This is a genomic window from Pseudomonas sp. 14P_5.3_Bac1, assembly GCF_025466135.1.
In the GTDB taxonomy this organism is placed as follows: Bacteria; Pseudomonadota; Gammaproteobacteria; order Pseudomonadales; family Pseudomonadaceae; genus Aquipseudomonas.
Genome location: NZ_JANLOF010000059.1, coordinates 1 through 19,993 on the forward strand (window position 1 = coordinate 1; position 19,993 = coordinate 19,993).

Annotated in this window: 13 protein-coding genes and 1 pseudogene; 6 read left to right on the forward strand and 8 right to left on the reverse strand. The window is 60.7% G+C overall.

What is annotated here, in order from left to right; all coding sequences use genetic code 11:
- Window positions 1–41: 41 nt before the first annotated feature.
- Window positions 42–1,001, forward strand: a complete 960-nt coding sequence (gene yjiA / locus NTD89_RS16070) for a GTPase (RefSeq protein WP_262208580.1) — start codon at window positions 42–44, stop codon at window positions 999–1,001.
- 185 nt (window positions 1,002–1,186) lie between these two features.
- Here the strand turns inward: yjiA and glyA are convergent, their stop codons facing one another.
- Both glyA and NTD89_RS16080 read right to left on the reverse strand, forming a co-directional pair.
- A complete protein-coding gene (glyA, locus tag NTD89_RS16075) occupies window positions 1,187–2,440 on the reverse strand; it encodes a serine hydroxymethyltransferase (RefSeq protein ID WP_145162219.1) in 1,254 nt (417 codons plus the stop codon).
- A 230-nt stretch (window positions 2,441–2,670) separates the two neighbouring features.
- Window positions 2,671–6,522 carry a bifunctional diguanylate cyclase/phosphodiesterase gene (locus NTD89_RS16080; protein WP_262208581.1) on the reverse strand — a complete coding sequence of 1,284 codons (3,852 nt, stop codon included), beginning with the start codon at window positions 6,520–6,522 and terminating at the stop codon, window positions 2,671–2,673.
- A 284-nt stretch (window positions 6,523–6,806) separates the two neighbouring features.
- Here NTD89_RS16080 and ettA point away from each other — a divergent pair, with 284 nt between their 5' ends.
- Window positions 6,807–8,471 (forward strand): energy-dependent translational throttle protein EttA, encoded by a 1,665-nt coding sequence (ettA, locus tag NTD89_RS16085; protein ID WP_262208582.1) that lies wholly within the window; start codon window positions 6,807–6,809, stop codon window positions 8,469–8,471.
- 351 nt (window positions 8,472–8,822) lie between these two features.
- Complete coding sequence (gene gdhA, locus NTD89_RS16090) at window positions 8,823–10,160, forward strand: NADP-specific glutamate dehydrogenase (RefSeq protein ID WP_262208583.1); 1,338 nt, start codon at window positions 8,823–8,825, stop codon at window positions 10,158–10,160.
- Here the strand turns inward: gdhA and NTD89_RS16095 are convergent.
- Together NTD89_RS16095 and NTD89_RS16100 are read right to left on the reverse strand one after the other, a co-directional pair.
- The gene (locus tag NTD89_RS16095) at window positions 10,157–10,645 is read right to left on the reverse strand and encodes a GreA/GreB family elongation factor (protein WP_145162211.1); all 489 of its coding nucleotides are present in this window, start codon (window positions 10,643–10,645) and stop codon (window positions 10,157–10,159) included. The genes gdhA and NTD89_RS16095 overlap by 4 nt on opposite strands.
- A gap of 70 nt (window positions 10,646–10,715) precedes the next feature.
- Window positions 10,716–11,072 carry a hypothetical protein gene (locus NTD89_RS16100; protein WP_262208584.1) on the reverse strand — a complete coding sequence of 119 codons (357 nt, stop codon included), beginning with the start codon at window positions 11,070–11,072 and terminating at the stop codon, window positions 10,716–10,718.
- A 109-nt stretch (window positions 11,073–11,181) separates the two neighbouring features.
- Here NTD89_RS16100 and NTD89_RS16105 point away from each other — a divergent pair.
- A pseudogene (locus tag NTD89_RS16105) lies at window positions 11,182–11,277 on the forward strand (DUF3077 domain-containing protein); the annotation flags it as partial.
- A 175-nt stretch (window positions 11,278–11,452) separates the two neighbouring features.
- On the opposite strand, the gene NTD89_RS16110 reads toward NTD89_RS16105, so the two are convergent.
- The 3 genes from NTD89_RS16110 to NTD89_RS16120 all read right to left on the reverse strand — a co-directional run bounded on the left by NTD89_RS16110 (window position 11,453) and on the right by NTD89_RS16120 (window position 14,632).
- On the reverse strand, window positions 11,453–11,758 hold the full coding sequence (locus tag NTD89_RS16110) for a chorismate mutase (protein WP_145162207.1): 306 nt from the start codon (window positions 11,756–11,758) through the stop codon (window positions 11,453–11,455).
- A 441-nt stretch (window positions 11,759–12,199) separates the two neighbouring features.
- On the reverse strand, window positions 12,200–14,053 hold the full coding sequence (locus NTD89_RS16115; RefSeq protein ID WP_262208585.1) for a DUF4105 domain-containing protein: 1,854 nt from the start codon (window positions 14,051–14,053) through the stop codon (window positions 12,200–12,202).
- Window positions 14,054–14,143: 90 nt separating this feature from the next.
- A complete protein-coding gene (locus NTD89_RS16120) occupies window positions 14,144–14,632 on the reverse strand; it encodes a DUF3015 domain-containing protein (RefSeq protein ID WP_083356699.1) in 489 nt (162 codons plus the stop codon).
- 280 nt (window positions 14,633–14,912) lie between these two features.
- Here NTD89_RS16120 and NTD89_RS16125 point away from each other — a divergent pair, with 280 nt between their 5' ends.
- Complete coding sequence (locus tag NTD89_RS16125) at window positions 14,913–17,351, forward strand: Lon protease family protein (protein ID WP_262208586.1); 2,439 nt, start codon at window positions 14,913–14,915, stop codon at window positions 17,349–17,351.
- Between the two features lie 334 nt (window positions 17,352–17,685).
- The gene (locus NTD89_RS16130) at window positions 17,686–18,015 is read left to right on the forward strand and encodes a hypothetical protein (RefSeq protein ID WP_145162200.1); all 330 of its coding nucleotides are present in this window, start codon (window positions 17,686–17,688) and stop codon (window positions 18,013–18,015) included.
- Window positions 18,016–18,019: 4 nt separating this feature from the next.
- On the opposite strand, the gene NTD89_RS16135 is transcribed toward NTD89_RS16130, so the two are convergent.
- Entirely contained in the window at window positions 18,020–19,840 is a 1,821-nt protein-coding gene (locus NTD89_RS16135) for a hypothetical protein (protein WP_262208587.1), read from the reverse strand.
- Window positions 19,841–19,993 lie beyond the last annotated feature (153 nt).

Sequence of the window (19,993 nt, forward strand, 5' to 3'; positions counted from 1 at the left end):
ACATTTGTTTTGTGTTCCTTCAGTTATTAGGAGAACTGTCTTTGTCCTCTCCCATCCCCGTCACCATCCTCAGCGGCTTTCTCGGCGCCGGCAAAACCACCTTGCTGCGCCACCTGCTCAAGGCCGAGCACGGCCTGAAAATCGCCGTGATCGAAAACGAATTCAGTGACGCCGGTATCGACACCCAGCTGCTGGGCGCAGAACCTGTGCAGGTCATGACCCTGTCCAACGGTTGCGTGTGCTGCACCATCCACACCGACCTGACCAAAGCCCTGTACCTGCTGCTCGAGCGCCTGGACAGCGGCGAGATTGCCTTCGACCGCCTGGTGATCGAGTGCACCGGCCTGGCCGACCCGGCACCGGTGGCCCAGACCTTTTTCATCGACGAAGAACTGCGCGAGCGCTACCTCCTCGACGGCATCATCACCTTGGTGGACGCGGCCCACGCCGAACACCACCTGACCCAGACCATCGCCCAGGCCCAGATCGGTTTTGCCGACCGCCTGCTGGTGAGCAAGCGCGACCTGGTCGACGAAGCGACCTTCGACGCCCTCAGCCAGCGCCTGACCCGCATCAACCGCCGCGCGCCGATTCGAGTGGTCGACCACGGCGCCATCGACCTGGCGGAGTTGCTCGATGTGCGCGGTTTCAACCTCAACGCCGGCATGAGCCTGCGCCCGGTCAGCGCGGCGCCGGCCATCGACCGCATTTCCAGCCTGGTGCTGCGCACCGACCAGCCGCTGGATATCGACCGCCTCAGCGAGTTCATGAACGAGCTGCTGGAAGACCACGGCAAGCAACTGCTGCGCTACAAGGGCGTACTGAACATTGACGGCGAAGACCGGCGCATGGTGTTTCAAGGCGTGCTCAAGCTGTACGGGTTCGATTGGGACACCGAATGGGCCGAGGGCGAGGCGCGTGAAAGTGTGATTGTGTTTATTGCTGATGAGTTACCGGAAGACAAAATCCGCGACGGCTTTGCCAAGGTCTACCAATCCTGACTTGAAACACGGTCCACTGTGGGCGCTGGCTTGCCTGCGATTGCGGTGGGTCAGGCAATGATGTGCCCGCTGACAGGCCGCTATCGCAGGCAAGCCAGCTCCCACAGGTGATTGCATTTCAAGTTGAAATTTGGCCATAAAAAAGCCCGGCGCTAAGGCCGGGCTTTTTGTTCAAGCCACTGCAATCAAGCGCCGTACACCGGCAGCTTTTTGCAGATGGCCTTGACCTTCTCACGCACCGCGTCGATCACGGCTTCGTTGTTCAGGTCAGCCAGGATGTCGCAGATCCAGCCAGCCAGTTCCTTGCACTCTGCTTCCTTGAAGCCGCGCGTGGTCACAGCCGGGGTGCCGAAACGCAGGCCGGAGGTGACGAACGGCGAACGTGGGTCGTTCGGCACGGAGTTTTTGTTCACGGTGATGAAGGCTTTGCCCAGGGCAGCGTCAGCATCCTTACCGGAAATGTCCTGCTTGATCAGCGACAGCAGGAACAGGTGGTTTTCAGTACCGCCGGAGACCACGTCGTAGCCGCGTTCAATGAACACGCCGGCCATGGCCTTGGCGTTCTTGACCACTTGTTGCTGGTAAGTCTTGAACTCAGGCTGCAGGGCTTCTTTGAAGCAGATCGCTTTGGCGGCGATGACGTGCTCCAGCGGGCCACCTTGGGCGCCTGGGAATACGGCGGAGTTCAGCTTCTTCTCGATCTCGGCGTTGGCGCGCGCCAGGATCAGGCCGCCACGTGGGCCGCGCAGGGTTTTGTGCGTGGTGGTGGTGACCACGTCAGCGTAAGGCACCGGGTTCGGGTAGACGCCAGCGGCGACCAGACCGGCTACGTGAGCCATGTCGACGAACAGGTAGGCGCCGACTTTGTCAGCGATGGCGCGGAAACGTGGGAAGTCCAGGATCTGCGAGTAAGCAGAGAAACCGGCCACGATCATCTTAGGCTTGTGCTCGACCGCCAGACGCTCGACTTCGTCGTAGTCGATCAGGCCGTTGGCATCGATACCGTACTGAACGGCGTTGTACAGCTTGCCGGAGGAGGAAACGCTGGCGCCGTGGGTCAGGTGACCGCCGTGGGCCAGGCTCATGCCCAGGATGGTGTCGCCGCCTTGCAGCAGGGCCAGGTACACGGCGCTGTTGGCTTGGGAGCCGGCGTGCGGCTGGACGTTGGCGTAATCGGCGCCGAACAGTTCCTTGGCACGGTCAATGGCCAACTGCTCAACCACGTCGACGTACTCGCAACCACCGTAGTAGCGCTTGCCTGGGTAGCCTTCGGCGTACTTGTTGGTCAGAACCGAACCTTGAGCCTCCATGACCGCTGGGCTGGTGTAGTTTTCCGAAGCGATCAGCTCAATGTGCTCTTCCTGGCGCACGGCTTCTTGCTCCATGGCGGCAAAGAGATCGGCGTCGTACTTGGCAATAGTCAAATCACGGCTGAACATGGCGGTCCTCAAGGATCGGGGGCAGAAAAGGAGGGCATTCTAACCCAATGGGTTTTAGATGGCATATGAAAGGACATCATGTCGCGGACAAGTGGGGCTCATCCAGAGATGGGCGGTGCCTGTACTGGCCCTATCGCAGGCAAGCCAGCTCCCACACTTGAATGGGTTCACAGATCAAAATGCGGGAGCGGGCTTGCCCGCGATGAGGCCACCAGCCGCACCGCAAGATCTCAGTCGAACATGAACAGCGCGTCGTTGCTGAACTGCGCCTCAAACCGATTCGCCGGCATCGGCCGCCCAAACAGATACCCCTGCACTTCATCGCAGCCATGCTCGCGCAGGAAGTCCAGCTGCTCATGGGTTTCCACGCCCTCGGCGATTACCGCCAGGTTCAGGCTGTGGGCCATGGCGATAATGGCGCGGGCGATTTGCGCGTCTTGCTCGCCGGAGGGCAGGCCATCGACAAAGGTGCGGTCGATCTTCAACACGTCGATGGGGAATTGCTTGAGGTAGTTGAGCGACGAATAACCCGTGCCAAAGTCGTCCACCGCGATGCTCAGCCCGAGGTTTTTCAGGCTGGCGAGGATCTGCATCGCTTCGTTGACTTCGCGCATCAGGATACTTTCGGTCAGCTCCAGCTCCAGGCACGCCGGCGGCAGGCCGGTGTCCCTGAGAATGGAGGCGATGCGCTCGCCCAGTTGGCCATCGGAGAACTGCCGCGCCGAGATGTTCACCGAGACTTTCGGCACCCGCACCTTGTTCTGGTGCCAGGTCTTGAGCTGGCGACAGGCCTCGCTGAGCACCCAGTCGCCCACGTCCACCACCAGTCCCAATTCTTCCAGCACCGGAATGAAATCACCCGGCGGCACCAGCCCGCGACGTGGGTGGCGCCAGCGCAGCAGGGCTTCGGCGCCGGTCAAGCGTTTGCCATCGCCACTGAACTGCGGCTGGTAATACAGCACGAATTCGTTCTGATCCAGCGCGTGGCGCAGGTCGCTTTCCAGCTCCAGACGCTCCAGGGCGCTGGCGTTCATGTCCGCCTGGTAGAACTGGAAGTTGTTTTTGCCGCGTTCCTTGGCGTGGTACATCGCGGTGTCGGCGTTCTTCATCAACTGGCTCAGTTCGTTGCCGTCCTGCGGGCTCAAGGCGATACCGATACTGGCGGTCACAAAGAACTCGCGGCCTTCGAGCACAAACGGCCTCACCAGGCTGGCCAGGATCTGCTCGGCCACGTGAATCGCGCGGTTCAGCGCCATGTCGCGGCTCACCCGTGGTTGCAGGAGCAAGGTGAACTCGTCGCCGCCCATGCGCGCCACGGTGTCGTCTTCGGCCACGCAGCCCAGCAGGCGCGTGGCCATTTCCTTGAGCATGCGGTCGCCGGCGGCGTGGCCCAGGGAGTCGTTGATCGGCTTGAAACGGTCGAGGTCGAGGAACATCAGCACTACCCACGACTTCTGCCGTTCCGCTGCCTGCAAGGCCGTGTGCAGGCGGTCCTGGAACAGCGTGCGGTTGGGCAGGTGGGTCAGGGCGTCGTAATACGCCAGGCGGTGGATGCGCTGCTCGCTGGCCTTGCGCTCACTGATGTCGCTGAAGAAACACACGTAGCTGGCCAGGTCGCCTTCATCATCGAACACGGCGGTAATGCCGACCCACGCCGGGTAATGCTCGCCGTTGCGGCGCTTGAGCCACACTTCGCCTTCCCAGGTGCTGTGCTGGTGCAGTTGCTTGAGCACATAACGCAGGTGGGCTTCCTGTTGTTCGTCAACGGTGAGCATGTTCGGCAACTGGTCGAGCACATCCGCGACGGCATAGCCGCTGACCCGGCTGAAGGCCTCGTTGGCCTGCACGATATAACCGGCCGGGTCGGTGATCAGGATCGCTGAAGTGGAGTGTTCGAATACCGTGGCCGCCATGCGCAGGTCTTTTTCGGCGCGGCGTTGCTGGCTGATATCGCGGCCCACGCCGAGGATGCCTTCAAACGCGCCGTGTTCGTCCCACACCAGCACCAGGCGCAGCTCGATCGGCACCTTGCGGCCATCGGCGCGCAGGCAGTCGAACAGGAACAGCTGGGTTTGCACGTCATCGCGCAGCTTGTTCAGCGCCGCAGTGTCACCCAGCGAGCGGCTGACCTGCTCCATCAGGCTGTAAATGCCGGACAGTTGTTGCGGGTTGGCGATGATCGACTGCCAGCCATTCTTGAACACCCAATCCACGTCATAACCCAGCACGGCATTGACCGACGGGCTGATGTAGTTGAGGGCCAACTGGCTGTCAGTGGAGCAAATCACGTCGCTGATGCTTTCGGCCAGCATGCGGTAGCGCTGCTCGCTGTCGCGCAGGGACTCGCTGGCTTCAATCTGATCGGTAATGTCTTTGGCCACGCCGATAATCCGCGTGACCACCGCCGTCTTGTCGCGGGCCAGGGCTTGCTCGCGGATATCGAAGCGGCGCCATTGGTTGTTGCGGTGCCGAAAGCGCAGTTGGCAATGCAGCTGCGTGGTGTAGCCGACTTCACGTTGTTGCTGGCGCAGGTCGTGGTAATACTGGGCATCGTCGGGGTGCAGCAGGATTTCCCAGAAGTACTCGCCCATTTGCGCCAGTTCGGCTCTGTTATAGCCGAGGGTGTGGCCCAAATGGTGGTTGCTGAAAATCATCCGCTGGCTGATCACGTCCTGCACATACAGGTGATCCGGCACGGTGCGCACCACGTCTGACCAGAAACGCTCACGCTCCACCAGCGACAGCTCGATCAGCTTGCGGCTGGTGATGTCACTGATACTGAGGATGACCGCCTTGAAGTCGTCTTGCTGCTCGGGCAGGCGCATCACCAGCCACAGGTACTGGTCGTTGCCGGCGAGGTCGTTGAGTTGAATTTCCAGCTCCAGCTGTTTTTGCTGGGTCAGTACGGCTTCCAGAACCTGATAGCCGATGGCCGTGGCGTTGCGCGGGCAGTCATCGATCAGACGCTCCCAGGCTTGCTCGCAAGAACTGACGTTCAACAGGCGCACAGCCACCTGGTTGACCTCGGTGACGCGTAACTCCTTGAGCAGTTGCTGGCGTTCTTGGACGTGGGTGTGCAGCCAGGCCTGTGATTGCTCGCGGGTGCGCATGTTGGTTTTGTCGAAAAAGGCCTTCAACCCCGACAGATCGAGCACACAAAGCGCCACGCCGGTGCCTTCGAAAATATCCTGATAGCGGCGCCGGCCCTCATGCACCTGGCGCTGGCGACGACGCATGTTCAGCAGCACGATCACCGGGATCAGCGAAAAGGCCAGGCCCAGCAGGCATTTGCCGATGAAGGCCGGCAGCAGTTGCTCCAGCACGGCGCTGCGGTCGAACAGCCCGCGCAGTTGCCAGTCACTTTTGCTCAGGGGCGTGACCAGTACGCTTTTGTTCAATTCGTCCGGGGTCAGCGCAGAGGCCCATTGCGCCGGCATGCCGCTGTCACGGCTGACCACGCGGTGGTTGAGGCGGTTCTCGATGGCCCACATCGGGCGCTGGCCCTGGCCGTCCTGGCGGGTCAGGTTGGTCAGGTAGTTGGGCGCCAGGCGCAGCGCCCAATACATCCGCGAGCCGCCGCTGGGCTGGTGCAGCAATAAATAGATGATCGTGCTGTCGGGGTTATTGCTCAGGTAATAAGGTTGCGAGTGACTGCGCTGTACCAGCTCTTCAAGCCAGGCGCTGTCCTGGCTGTCTTTGGCGCTGTCGCTGATCATCGCGCCGCTGGGGGCGAGCAGGGCGACACTGCGCAGTTCCGGCAGCGAACGTTGCAAGGTGCGCACCAGCGCCTGTTGCTGTTCGTCATTGCGCGGCGGCTCGACCATCGGCAGCAAATTCAGGGCGATTTTGGCGCTCAGGGCCATGTTCAAGCTGATCTGTTCAGCCAGGTCGGCGCTGTAGTCGATGGTGTATTGCTGTTGGTTTTTCTGGTTTTGCTGCAGTTGGTCCAGCAGTTGCCAGAACAATAACGCGAGCAGCAGCAGGACAAGCGTCGCCAATGCGCCTTTGAGGGTGCCGTGCAGGGGCGCTCCCGGCGCTATATGAGCGGCGCGCAGGGGAGTGGGCGGCGTGACTTTGGACAAGCTGTGATCCTGCGGTTTGGCTGGACTGGCGCGCGACGTGCACTATAAGCCGGACGCCCGGAGGGCGGCTAGCATGCCTTGACTTGTGGCAAAGTGCCAGCCCTGCCTGGCTGGACTGACCAAGCGCATTCAGGTAGCTTTGCCGGTTACGCGGGGGCGTTCCAGCCCCAGACATTCAGGCTTTTTGCGCACGAAGGCATTGACCACCGTCAACGGCCCGCGCGGCGCATGGCCTGCACGGGCTTCGCCCGCTCAATTCATCAGTCACTGACGCTAGGTTCACCATGGCTCAATACGTCTTCACCATGCATCGGCTGGGAAAAGTTGTTCCGCCGAAGCGGGAAATCCTGAAAAACATTTCGCTGTCCTTCTTCCCTGGCGCCAAGATCGGCGTGCTTGGCCTTAACGGTTCGGGTAAGTCCACGCTGCTGAAAATCATGGCCGGTGTCGACACCGAGTTCGAAGGCGAAGCCCGCCCGATGCCCGAGCTGAACATCGGCTACCTGCCGCAAGAGCCGATCCTGGACCCGACCAAGACCGTGCGCGAAGTGGTCGAAGAGGCCGTGAGCGTGATCAAGGACGCCCAGGCGCGTCTGGATGAGGTCTACGCCGCCTACGCCGAACCGGATGCCGACTTCGACAAACTGGCCGCCGAACAGGCCAAGCTCGAAGCCATCCTGCAGGCCGGCGACGGTCACAACCTGGAGCGCCAGCTGGAAGTCGCCGCCGATGCGCTGCGCCTGCCGGCGTGGGACGCCAAGGTCGAATTCCTCTCTGGTGGTGAAAAGCGTCGCGTGGCCCTGTGCCGCCTGCTGCTGTCGGCCCCCGACATGCTGTTGCTCGACGAACCGACCAACCACTTGGACGCCGATTCCGTCGCCTGGCTGGAACATTTCCTTCACGATTTCCCGGGCACCGTGGTTGCGATCACGCACGACCGGTACTTCCTGGACAACGTCGCCGGTTGGATTCTGGAACTCGACCGTGGCGCCGGTATCCCTTACGAGGGCAACTACTCCGGTTGGCTGGAAGCCAAGTCCGACCGTCTGGCCGCCGAATCCAAGCAGCAATCGGCCCACGAAAAAGCCATGAAGGAAGAACTGGAGTGGGTGCGCAAAGGCGCCAAGGCCCGCCAGTCCAAATCCAAGGCTCGTCTGCAACGCTTTGAAGAAATGCAGTCGCAGGAATTCCAGAAGCGCAGCGAAACCAACGAGATCTACATCCCGGCCGGCCCGCGCCTGGGTGACAAGGTCATCGAGTTCAAGAACGTCACCAAAGGCTATGGCGACCGCGTGTTGATCGACAACCTGTCGTTCTCCATGCCAAAAGGCGCGATCGTCGGCGTTATCGGCGGTAACGGTGCGGGTAAATCCACCCTGTTCCGCATGCTGATGGGCAAGGAAACCCCGGATTCGGGCACCATCGAAGTCGGCGAAACCGTGCAGCTGGCCTGTGTCGACCAGAGCCGCGAAGACCTGGATGGCAGCAAGACGGTGTTCCAGCAAATCTCCGACGGTTCCGACCAGATCCGCATCGGCAACTATGAAATCCCGTCGCGCACCTACGTCGGCCGTTTCAACTTCAAGGGCGGCGACCAGCAGAAGTTCGTCAAGGACCTGTCCGGTGGTGAGCGCGGCCGCTTGCACCTGGCCCTGACCTTGAAAGAAGGCGGCAACGTGTTGCTGCTCGACGAACCGTCAAACGACCTCGACGTTGAAACCCTGCGTTCCCTGGAAGAAGCCCTGCTGGACTTCCCGGGCGCCGCCATTGTGATCTCTCACGATCGGTGGTTCCTTGACCGCGTCGCGACCCACATCCTGGCGTACGAAGACGACTCCCAAGCGGTGTTCTTCGAAGGTAACTACACCGAGTACGAAGCGGACCGTAAAAAGCGTTTGGGCGATGCTGCTGCCCAGCCGCACCGTGTACGGCACAAAAAACTGGCCTGATTCGGGTGGGTGGTTTGAAAAAGCGGAGCCTTCGGGCTCCGTTTTTTTTTGCGCGTGATTCAGGAGTACCGAGGTGGATCTATCGCAGGCAAGCCAGCTCCCACCTTTGACCACATTTCAAATTGGGAAACCGATCAAATGTGGGAGCTGGCTTGCCTGCGATAACGGTTTGCCTGTTGGTGCATTCGCTGATTTGAGATCCCCTTAATGGTGCAAAAAATTACAGTAATTTATATATAAAGCACCATTTAAATTCACAAAGGCGACATTTTGCGCTTTTCAGGTGCAACATGAATTGCTAAGGTCCGGCTCAATCTCATTTAAAAACAATCAATTTGCCGAGACTTCTCCATGATCGAATCTGTCGAATCCTTCCTTTCGCGTCTCAAGAAACGCGACCCCGACCAGCCAGAATTCCACCAAGCCGTGGAAGAAGTCCTGCGCAGCTTGTGGCCGTTTCTTGAAGCCAACCCCCACTACCTGACCTCGGGCATTCTGGAGCGCATCTGCGAGCCGGAACGTGCGATCACCTTCCGGGTGTCCTGGGTGGATGATCACGGCAAGGTCCAGGTCAATCGCGGCTTTCGTATCCAGATGAACAGCGCCATCGGCCCCTACAAAGGCGGCTTGCGCTTTCACCCGTCGGTGAACCTGGGCGTACTGAAATTCCTCGCCTTCGAGCAGACGTTCAAAAACTCCCTGACCTCGCTGCCCATGGGCGGCGGCAAAGGCGGTTCGGACTTTGACCCCAAGGGCAAGAGCGACGCCGAAGTGATGCGTTTCTGCCAGGCGTTCATGAGCGAGCTGTACCGCCACATCGGCGCCGACGTGGATGTGCCGGCCGGCGATATCGGCGTGGGCGCGCGCGAAATCGGCTTCCTGTTTGGCCAGTACAAACGCCTCAGCAACCAGTTCACCTCAGTGCTGACCGGCAAAGGCATGACGTACGGCGGCAGCCTGATCCGCCCCGAGGCTACCGGCTTTGGCTGCGTGTATTTCGCCGAAGAAATGCTCAAGCGCGACGGTCGGCGGGTTGAAGGCAAGCGCGTGGCGATCTCTGGTTCCGGCAACGTCGCGCAGTACGCGGCGCGCAAGGTTATGGACCTGGGCGGCAAAGTGATTTCCTTGTCCGACTCCGAAGGCACCCTGTACGCCGAAAGCGGGTTGACCGAGGCGCAATGGTCGGCCCTGCTGGAGCTGAAAAACGTGCAGCGCGGGCGCATCAGCGAACTGGCTTCCCGTTACGGCCTGGAATTTCGCGCCGGTAAAACGCCCTGGGAACTGGCCTGCGACATTGCCCTGCCATGCGCGACCCAAAACGAACTCGACGCCGACGCGGCGCGCACCCTATTGCGCAACGGCTGCCTGTGCGTCGCAGAAGGTGCCAACATGCCGACCACGCTTGCGGCTGTGGATATCTTTATCGAAGCCGGCATTCTGTTCGCCCCGGGCAAAGCCTCCAATGCCGGCGGAGTGGCCGTCAGCGGCCTGGAAATGTCGCAGAACGCCATGCGCCTGCTGTGGACCGCAGGCGAGGTCGACAGCAAGTTGCACAACATCATGCAGTCGATCCACCACGCCTGCGTGCACTACGGCGAAGAAAACGGCCGGGTCAACTACGTGAAAGGCGCAAATATCGCAGGCTTCGTAAAAGTCGCCGACGCGATGCTGGCCCAAGGCATCGTCTAAACCTCGGGCTCGACGCGCAGCACTTCGATCACTTGATCACCGACGGGGCGCTTCCACAGCACCTCGTCGCCCACCTCGGCGCCCAATAATGCGCGGCCCAGAGGCGAACCCCAGTTGATCAGATTGGCGGCGGCGTCGGCCTGGTCTTCACCCACCAACTGAATGCGCTGGTGTTCGTCCTGTTCGTTGGCAAAGGTGACCCAGCTGCCGATCTGCACCCTGTGGGTGGACGTCGCCGGCGCCACCACTTGGGCGCTTTGCACCCGCTGATTGAAGTAGCGCAGGTCCCGCTCAAGATCCGCCTGGCGCTGTTTGTCGTCCTTGGCAGACTCGAGGCTGTATTCGTGCTGCAACTGCGCGACCTTGGCCTGCAATTGCGCCAACCCTTGCGCGGTGAGGTGGTTGGGTTGCTCACTGACCTGGCGCTCTACCGGTTGGTCGGCCTGGGCGGCAGCGTTGTCTTCGTTAACAAAAGCTCGGCTCATGACAATCTCCTTCAATGGAGTTTGGGCCATGTTCGCCGCGCTTTAGTTTCGATGGATGTCTGAAAGCGACCTACTGTGCGCGATAAACCTTGGCGGCGTCGCGGTCTTTTTCCTGCTGCCAGTCCCGTTCGCGGTCATCCCAGTGGTTGTCCTTGTAGTCGCGCAACTCTTCGTTCTCGCGCATGGCCTTGCACTGGCGAAAGCCGTCTTCCCAGCCTTCGGCGTACTGGCGGTCTTTCAGATACCGCGGCACGTTCTTGCGAAACTCCCCGCTGATCACACCGGCGGCCTGGCGACCGCTGCTGCAACCGTCATCAAAGCCATCGGCAAAAGCCGGTGGATAACCTTTGGCCAGCAAATCCTGGTGGGTTGATTGGCAACCTGACAACCACACTACCGCGCACAGCATTACCGCAGACCGCCACATGGCGTACTCCCTGACCGTTTCACGGCTGATAGGGTGAGTCTAGTCAGGGATTTGTCGGGCCGGTGTGAAAGAGAGGTGAGAAAGGTGTTGGGTTAAAGGGCCATTACGACGCGGCGAACAATATGCCTGGACCGCGCATTAGCTGTGCGAGATGGGCAAAGCCGTCGTGGACGACCTGACCCAAGCGATAACACTCGCCACCTAAAACCTGACACCGCCACAGGTGCTGAACCGGCCTATGTGGCGAGCAGGCTTGTCCTGCGTTGGGCTGCGCAGCCGCCCTAATAAACAGGAACGCGGAGTATCTGATACTCCCCGACGACAGACTTGGGGCTGCTGCGCAGCCCAACGCGGGGCAAGCCCGCTCGCCACAGAGGGGGTTATGTCGCTTGGTTGGTCGTCAGCGCGGCATGCTCGGCCAATTCTTGCTGGATAAACGCCGCAATCATCGCGCGATACACCTGCTCAGTGACCTCGGGGTTGGCACCCACCGCCTCGGATAAACCCCGCACCTTGGCGATTACCTGTTCAACCCGCTGCGGCGCCTTGACGCCATCGGCGTCTTTTTTGAAGCGCGCTGCCTGGGAGACGTAATGGCCGCGCTCGGCCAGCAGGGTGACGATGTGTTGGTCGAGGCGGTCGATGTTTGCGCGGACTTCTTCGAGGGTGGTGCAGTTAACGGCCATGTTGATGAAACTCCTGATGGGGTGGGCAACGTGGTGTGCCTGAATGCACGCGGGCCAAATGTGGGAGCGGGCTTGCTCGCGAATGCGGTGGTTCATTCAATACATCATCGCCTGACCGAGCGCTATCGCGGGCAAGCCCGCTCCCACATTTGAGCTGCGGCGGGCAAGGGATTCAGGTCTGGCACAAAACCAGTGTGGGAGCTGGCTTGCCTGCGATGGCGGTGGGGCAGTCAGTATGGTTGTTACTGATACACCGCTATCGCGGGCAAGCCAGCTCCCACATTTGAGCTGCGGCGGGCAAGGGATTCAGGTCTGGCACAAAACCAGTGTGGGAGCTGGCTTGCCTGCGATGGCGGTGGGGCAGTTAGCCTGGTTGTTACTGATACACCGCCATCGCGGGCAAGCCCGCTCCCACATTGGATCTTCGCCCGGTCTCACAGGTCAGTAGTGGTACCACTTCACTTCGAGCAGCACTTCATTCACTGGCGTGGACAGGTGGCTGTACTCGCGCTGGGCGCTCAGGCGCAGGCCCAGGTTGCGCGACAATTCCCACTGCTGGTTCAGGCTGACACTGCGCCGCACTTCGCCATTGGTGAAGAAATCCCCTTTGGCTTCCAGGCTCAAATTGCCCAGCGGGTTTTTCCACAGCACGCCGGTGTTGAACCCGGCAGCCGGGGAGATGGCTTCGCTGAAGTCGTTGTTGTGTTCCACGCGCACGGTGCCGAGGGCGAAGCCGAGCATGTCGTCGGTGAGTTGCCAGGTGCCGCCGGCGCCGCCGTTGACGTGGGCCACGAGGGTCTCGTCGTCGTGTTTGCCTGGCACGCGCTCCAGGCCGCCAGTCACTTGCCATGACCACGGCTGCAACAGGGCGTTGCGTGGGGTCAGGGAGCGGATGGTGGCCAGGTCCAGTTGCTGCAGTTGCCAGTGGTTGCCTTCGTACTGGCGCAGTTTCATCTGCAGGATTTCAATCTGCGCGCCCAGCGGGAAGCCTTCGGCGTTGTCGTTGAGGTCGTGGTAGGCCATGCGCAGGCCGTATTCGCCGAAGGTCTTGCTGCCACGGGTGCCGATGCCGGCCTGCCAGGTGCGCGACTCATGGCCGTCTTCCGGCAGGCCTGGGCGCTCGATATTCAGGTCTGGCGCCGGGTTCTGGTTGATCGCGCGCAGCAGTTCGAAGCTGCGTTGCGAGCGTTCGGTGTCGCGCTCAAGACCATTGGCGCGGTAGCGACCCAGGCGATAGGCAGCGTCGATGATCAGCGCCTGGCGGTCGCGGGGCAGCGCCTTGAAGGCGGGCTCCTGCAGTTGCTTCTGGTCGTCGCTGATGTTCAGTACCCATTGCTGCTCATCACTGTCCAGCGGCTTGGCACGCTCGAGCAGTTCGCGTTCACGGGACGGGCGATAGTCGATCTTCTCCACCAGGCCAGCCTCTTTCACCGCCTTGACGGTGTCGGTGGGGATCGCCGTCAGCGGGAATTGCTCGGTCAGGCGCAGGCTTGGGCGCGCCACTTGCAGCAGTTCCAACAGGCGATACGAGCAGTTTTCGTCGAAAAAGAAGTAGTCGAACTGGATCTGCTTGAGCTCCCACACGTGCCGGACCATGCGTTCGGTCTCGACCTGGGTGAGGTTCAGGCGGTATTCCCACAGGTCGCGGTTCTCGAGGCTACGGTACTCCGAGAGTTTTTCCTGGTAGGGCACCAACGCAAACAGGCCCGGATAGCCGCCCATCAGGCCTTTCCAGGCGTAGAGAATGCTGTTGTCGGAGCCTTCGATGTAGGCACCGAAGTTGATCGCGTAGCTGAGCAGCGCGGTCTTGTCTCTTTGCACGTCAGCCTGGTCGATGCGCAGCAACGTGTGGCCGAACATCGACGACGGGCTGTTGAGGTAGGCCGCCGGGAAGATCATCACCGCGCTGTGGGGCGCGACGTCCTTGAACCACTGAGTGAATTCTTTGCACTCCAGGGTGGGCAAGTCGGTCAGCTGCAACTGTTCCTTGAGCCAGCGCGTACGTGCGGGGTAAACACATTGGGCGTGTTTTTCGCCGAGGCTGGCCGGGGCGTACAGCGCCTCTACGGTCGCCTTGAGTTCCTGGTCCGGGTGGTGCGCGCCATCAGGGGCGAGGAAGAATTTTTTGTCGCTGACATAGCTGCGCCAGCCCTTGAGTTTGCCGGCTTCGTAATGGCCCAGAGACAGCCAGAACGGATCGTTGGCCAATTGCTGCAAACGTTGATCATCAATATGCGGGGCCGCATACAGCGGGGCGCAGGCGAAGAGTGCCAACCAGGCAAAGCGTTTGAGCATAGGGGCAACTTAAGTCGGAAATAGTGAGACCCAAAGGGGAGGCGGGTCCAAAATAAAACCCGCGCCTCGAAAGGCGCGGGCGGGTCGAGCTTAAGCCTGGGTAGCGTATTTTGCCAGGCGGGCATCGCTTTTCAGTACAGCCAGGGTGTTGTTGTGCACGTCATCGGCGGTCACGTCAGCTTTGCTGAAGATCTGCTGGAAGTGCTCGTGGGTCACGGCCGCGAAGTGATCGCGATCTTCCGGTGCAACGCCCAGTACCACCGCGTAGGTGGTCAGCGCTTCGCCGTTGCCTTTGGCCATGTCTTCGGACAGCTCGTTCATCATGCCATTCATGGCAATCCAGGACTTGCCGCCGTAGGTCAGGGCGCTGTTGGTGCTGCAACCGTTGGTGCCCGAGGTCATGCCGAAAGTGGCGTTACCCGAGGTGCCGTTGGTGGTGGAAGCGAGGAAGTGAGCTGGAGTACCGCGCTGGCCTTCAAACAACATGTTGCCCCAACCGCAGTTCGGGCCACCTGGTGCTTCTGCCATTGCATTGAGGGAGACGACGGTGAAGAGAGTACCAAGAAGGATCCGTTTCATAGCTTTGTTCTCTTTGTGTGCAAACCAATGGACAAGGGTTCAGGCGCGTTGCAGCGCCCTAGGGGCCAGTTATTAGTCCAACCCGCGCAGTTTGGAGTTTAGGCACGTTCCTGGGGTTCCGTTATTTTTTATAAAACAATCGAAGTGATTGCGCACGGTTGTCGCGATTTTTTTGTAGGACGCCTCCCGTGTCTACGCTTTCCCACAGGCGCGCCTTGCCAGAGCGCGCAACCGAGAGCCAGAATGCCGTCATCTGCCCCGCCTGATGTAAGGAAGCCCGATGCCTGATCCTGTTGCTGCCAGCTTGCGTCTAGCGCCTGAAGCGCTGACTCGCCCTTTCTCCGCTGAACAGTTCAGCTTCTCGACCACCAATGATTTGGAGCCCTTTCGCGGTGTGCTTGGCCAGGAACGCGCAGTTGAAGCGTTGCAGTTCGGTGTGGCGATGCCACGCCCCGGTTACAACGTGTTTGTCATGGGCGAGCCTGGTACCGGCCGCTTTTCGTTCGTCAAACGCTACCTGAAAGCCGAAGGCAAACGCCTGCAGACCCCGTCGGACTGGGTCTACGTCAATAATTTCGATGAGCCACGTGAGCCACGCGCCCTGGAATTGCCGGGCGGCGGCGCAGCAGCGTTCATCGCCGATATCAACGCTCTGGTCGACAACCTGGTCGCCACCTTCCCGGCGGTGTTCGAACACCCGACTTATCAACAGCGCAAAAGCGCCATCGACCGCGCCTTCAACCAGCGCTACGACAAGGCCCTGGACGTGATCGAGCGTCTGGCCCTGGAAAAGGACGTGGCGCTGTACCGCGACAGCACCAATATCGCGTTCACGCCGATGCTCGATGGCAAGGCGCTGGACGAGGCCGAGTTTTCGCAGTTGCCGGAAGCTGATCGTGAGCGCTTCCACACCGATATTTCCGAGCTGGAAGAGCGCCTCAACGAAGAGCTGGCCAGCCTGCCGCAGTGGAAACGTGAGTCCAATAACCAACTGCGCCAATTCAACGAAGAAACCATCACCCTGGCCCTGCAGCCTTTGCTGGCGCCGCTGTCGGAAAAGTACGCAGAAAACGCCGCGGTGTGCGGCTACTTGCAAGCCATGCAGGTGTACCTGCTCAAAACCGTGGTCGAGCAACTGGTGGATGATGCCAAGACCGACGCCCAGGCCCGCAAGCTGCTCGAAGAGCAATACTGCCCCAGCCTGGTGGTGGGCCACCCGGTCAACGGCGGCGCGCCGGTGGTGTTTGAGCCGCACCCGACTTACGACAACCTGTTTGGCCGTATCGAATACTCCACCGACCAGGGCGCGCTCTACACCACGTATCGCCAGTTGCGCCCCGGTGCGTTGCACCGTGCCAATGGCGGTTTCCTGATTCTGGAAGCCGAAAAAATGCTCGGCGAGCCGTTTGTATGGGACGCGCTCAAGCGCTCCCTGCAGTCGCGCAAGCTGAAGATGGAATCGCCGCTGGGCGAGCTGGGCCGCCTGGCCACGGTGACCCTCAACCCGCAGATGATTCCGTTGCAGGTCAAGGTGATCATCATCGGTTCGCGCCAGCTGTACTACGCGCTGCAGGACGCCGATCCGGACTTCCAGGAGATGTTCCGCGTCCTGGTGGATTTCGACGAAGACATCCCGATGGTCGACGAAAGCCTGGAGCAGTTTGCCCAGTTGCTTAAAACCCGCACCTCGGAAGAAGGCATGGCGCCGTTGACGTCGGACGCGGTGGCGCGGCTGGCGACTTACAGCGCCCGCCTGGCCGAACATCAGGGGCGGTTGTCGGCGCGCATTGGCGACTTGTTCCAGCTGGTCAGTGAGGCGGATTTCATTCGCCACCTGGCGGGCGACGAGATGACTGACGCGGGGCATATCGAACGCGCGCTCAAGGCCAAGGCCACGCGTACCGGGCGGGTGTCGGCGCGGATTCTCGACGACATGCTTGCCGGGGTGATCCTGATCGACACCACCGGTGCGGCAGTCGGCAAGTGCAACGGGCTGACGGTGCTGGAGGTCGGCGATTCGGCGTTCGGCGTGCCGGCGCGTATTTCCGCCACGGTGTACCCGGGCGGCAGCGGCATCGTCGACATCGAGCGCGAAGTTAACCTCGGCCAGCCGATTCACTCCAAGGGCGTGATGATTCTCACCGGTTACCTGGGCAGCCGTTATGCCCAGGAATTCCCGCTGGCGATCTCGGCGAGTATCGCGCTGGAGCAGTCCTACGGTTATGTGGACGGCGACAGTGCCTCGCTGGGCGAGGCGTGCACTCTGATTTCGGCGCTGTCGAAGACGCCGCTCAAGCAGTGCTTTGCCATCACCGGCTCGATCAACCAGTTTGGTGAAGTGCAGGCGGTGGGCGGGGTCAACGAGAAAATCGAAGGCTTCTTCCGCCTCTGCGAAGCACGCGGGCTGACCGGTGAGCAGGGCGCGATCATCCCGCAGGCCAACGTCGCCACGCTGATGCTTGACGAGAAGGTGCTGCAGGCCGTGCGCGCCGGGCAGTTCCATATCTATGCCGTGCGTCAGGCGGACGAGGCGCTGAGCTTGTTGGTCGGTGAGCCCGCCGGTGAGCCGGACGAGGAGGGCCAATTCCCTGAAGGCACCGTGAATGCGCGCGTGGTAGAGCGTTTGCGCGCGATTGCCGAGATGATCAGCGAAGATGACTTGAAGGAAGCGGAAAAGGAGCTGGCACAGCAGGCGCTGGCGGAGGCCAAGCCGACCTGATGGTGCGTAGCGAGCGGGCTTGCCCCGCGTTGGGTGACGAAGCCGCCCCAAACCAGCCAGTCCAATCTGCCTGACAGATTGCAGTGGGCTGATTGGGGCTGCTTCGCAGCCCGACGCGGGGCAAGCCCGCTCGCCACAACAGGCCCGCTGCCACGACGAGCGCGTTCGCCACAATTTTGACTCGCGTGTAGGGCCAACGCCCGTTGGTCCCTACAAGCTTGGTTTGTACTGGTTTTCTTCTATTCTCACTTCAAGGGATATCCACAGGAGTCGCTGGACAGAGACAGCCTTGCCCTGCGCGAGGTTGAACACCGATCTACCGAGGGTCGCCGCCATGCCGCGCAACCTTTGCCTTACCCGCCAATGCCTGGGCCTGGTCACCCGTATCGAATGCTCCATTCGCCCTCTCGCCGGGGATAACGGGATGTGGACGCTGTTGTTTGCTGCCGGAATGACCGGCGAACAGCCTTCCACCATCAAGTCTCAAGGCCCGTTTCATGGGCCCTTCGTGGCAGAAACCATTCTGGGATCGATCGTCGAAAGCTTGACGCTGCACGGCTACGAGCTGGCGGACGACCCGCAGATCTGGTGCCTGCACCTGCAGGCACATTTGCGACAGCTCAATGGCGGGCGAGCCCAGACGCTCAGCGATACTCGCCACTGAGCGTTTATTTGCTGTCGGGCTTGTCCAGTTTGACCTCAAAGCCGTATTGCACGGTGTCGAGGTCGGTGCGCTGGTAGCTTTCCAGGCTGGTCGGCTGGCCGTAGAAATAGTGCACGTCAAACAACGCTGTGCCGTATTCCTCGGCACGGTGGCTGACGCCGAGAATTTCCTTCAGGTAGTTGCCGCTCGCATCCTTGGCGTAGAAGCGCCAGCTGTCGGCGGGAAATTCCTTTTGATCGACGATCAATGCGTTGTCCTTGAGCGACAGGCCCTTGGGCAGCTTGGCAACGTCAATCGTGGCTTTCTCGATGGTGGCAAGAAACAGCGGAATCGAGCCCACCGCAAACGCCGGGGTTTCCGGGAACAGGTTGAGATCGTAGGTGAGCGTGCCGGTGGCGGCGTTCAGTTCGAAGGCCTCGGCCGGCAGTTCGATGGGCTCGCCGCGTTCACCTTTGTCGTCCGCCGCAAAGAAGGTGATGGGCGCGTCGCTGTTGTTGCGATCGGCACCGACCAGGTCGTCATTGAAGGTGAACGGGTGGTCAAAGACGATCTTCGCAGCGCTGGCGTCTTCGGTTGATTGGCTGATCGTCACGCTGTTTTTCAGTTGGTCCTCCGTCATTGACGCGTCTTTGAGCCAGCTGGGAGCGCTGTCGTCATACACGGTGACTGGCATCGGCAAGGCTTGCACGGTCTTTTGCAGGCTGTTCTTGTCAAAACGCAGCACCGGCAAGTCGAGGTCCTTGCGGGTGACGGTGGCCTTGGAAAAATCCAGGACGTCGACCTGCAGGTTGTCGATCAGGCCATTGAAATACACCTTGGCGTAGTGGCTGCTTTGTTTGTGCTCGAAGGCTTTTTGCTCGTCCGTCAGCTGTTTTTCAAAGGCATCCGACCAGGCTTGCTGTTTTTGCATCTCGGCCAGTTGTTTCTCGTAAAACGCCACTTGCGCGGCGTTTTCGTTGATCGAGCCTGAGCGGGTGAGAAATTGCCCGGTGCTGTCGCGCGCCTGCACCAGCAATGGGTTTGGCGATTCGTCGCCGACTTCCGGCGCCAGCGGCTCGCTGTTGGTCAGCTCGATCTCGGCGTAGTTTTTCTCAAGCAGCAGCAGGTTGAGGGTGATGTTGCCCTCGGTGCGTTTGTGGCCGACGTCTTTTTTCGACAAGTCGAAGGTCAGCACTTTGCCCGGCGCCACCACCTCGACCGCGCCCTTGAGGCTGACGGGCTGCGGCTGGCTCTTGTTCTCGGTTTCTACGCCCTCGATGAACGGGTAGGTTACCGTCAGGTCGTCGGGGTTGGTCAGGTTGGAACTGCTCGGGCTGAGCTGGATACCCGGGTCGGTTTCCGACCATTCGGGCTGAAAGGGAATGACCTTGTTGTTGCTCAACGTCACCGACTGCCATTCAAGGCCGTGGGGGAAAGGGAACTGGTCCGGGGTGTTGAAGTTAAAGGGGAACACCGGCTGCAAATCGGTCAGGTAGTCGGAATGCGAGGCTTTGCGCAGCACGAACAGACCATTGATATAGGTGTCCACCAAGGCCTGGGGCGTGGGGTAGTGCTTGAGCAGCGCCAGGGTGTCTTCGCCGTATTCGGCTTCGATGGGCTTGTTGGCGAGCTTGACCCGCGCCCGCTCCAGCAACAGCAGCGAGCCACCAAGGTCGGCGATGGCGTCTCTGAGCTTGGGGTCTTGAATGCTGTCCAGCGATTGTTCGAACTTCGCGGTTTTCTCTTCGAGGGTGGCCTGCTTCTGCTCTTCTTTGGGCGAGCAGCCGCCAGCCATCAGCAACACCGCACACAGGCCGAAACTGGCCAAAGGGGATCGCACATCCATTATTCGAGTCTTCCTGTTCGTCAGCATCGAGCCGATTTGATGGGCTCGACACTAGCAGAAAAATTCTCTTACAGATGCCGCTCAGGTCAGTTTTCTCGCGGTTACAGGTGTTTGGTAGCGGCTGGTATACTCGCGGCCATTTTTAGCCAGGCT

What these genes read in the sequence shown, in the direction of transcription:
- glyA (WP_145162219.1), bottom strand. Translation starts at nt 2,440, where the DNA reads ATGTTCAGCCGTGATTTGACTATTGCCAAGTACGACGCCGATCTCTTT.
- ettA (WP_262208582.1), top strand. Translation starts at nt 6,807, where the DNA reads ATGGCTCAATACGTCTTCACCATGCATCGGCTGGGAAAAGTTGTTCCG.
- gdhA (WP_262208583.1), top strand. Translation starts at nt 8,823, where the DNA reads ATGATCGAATCTGTCGAATCCTTCCTTTCGCGTCTCAAGAAACGCGAC.
- NTD89_RS16095 (WP_145162211.1), bottom strand. Translation starts at nt 10,645, where the DNA reads ATGAGCCGAGCTTTTGTTAACGAAGACAACGCTGCCGCCCAGGCCGAC.
- NTD89_RS16100 (WP_262208584.1), bottom strand. Translation starts at nt 11,072, where the DNA reads ATGTGGCGGTCTGCGGTAATGCTGTGCGCGGTAGTGTGGTTGTCAGGT.
- NTD89_RS16110 (WP_145162207.1), bottom strand. Translation starts at nt 11,758, where the DNA reads ATGGCCGTTAACTGCACCACCCTCGAAGAAGTCCGCGCAAACATCGAC.
- NTD89_RS16115 (WP_262208585.1), bottom strand. Translation starts at nt 14,053, where the DNA reads ATGCTCAAACGCTTTGCCTGGTTGGCACTCTTCGCCTGCGCCCCGCTG.
- NTD89_RS16120 (WP_083356699.1), bottom strand. Translation starts at nt 14,632, where the DNA reads ATGAAACGGATCCTTCTTGGTACTCTCTTCACCGTCGTCTCCCTCAAT.
- NTD89_RS16125 (WP_262208586.1), top strand. Translation starts at nt 14,913, where the DNA reads ATGCCTGATCCTGTTGCTGCCAGCTTGCGTCTAGCGCCTGAAGCGCTG.
- NTD89_RS16130 (WP_145162200.1), top strand. Translation starts at nt 17,686, where the DNA reads ATGCCGCGCAACCTTTGCCTTACCCGCCAATGCCTGGGCCTGGTCACC.
- NTD89_RS16135 (WP_262208587.1), bottom strand. Translation starts at nt 19,840, where the DNA reads ATGGATGTGCGATCCCCTTTGGCCAGTTTCGGCCTGTGTGCGGTGTTG.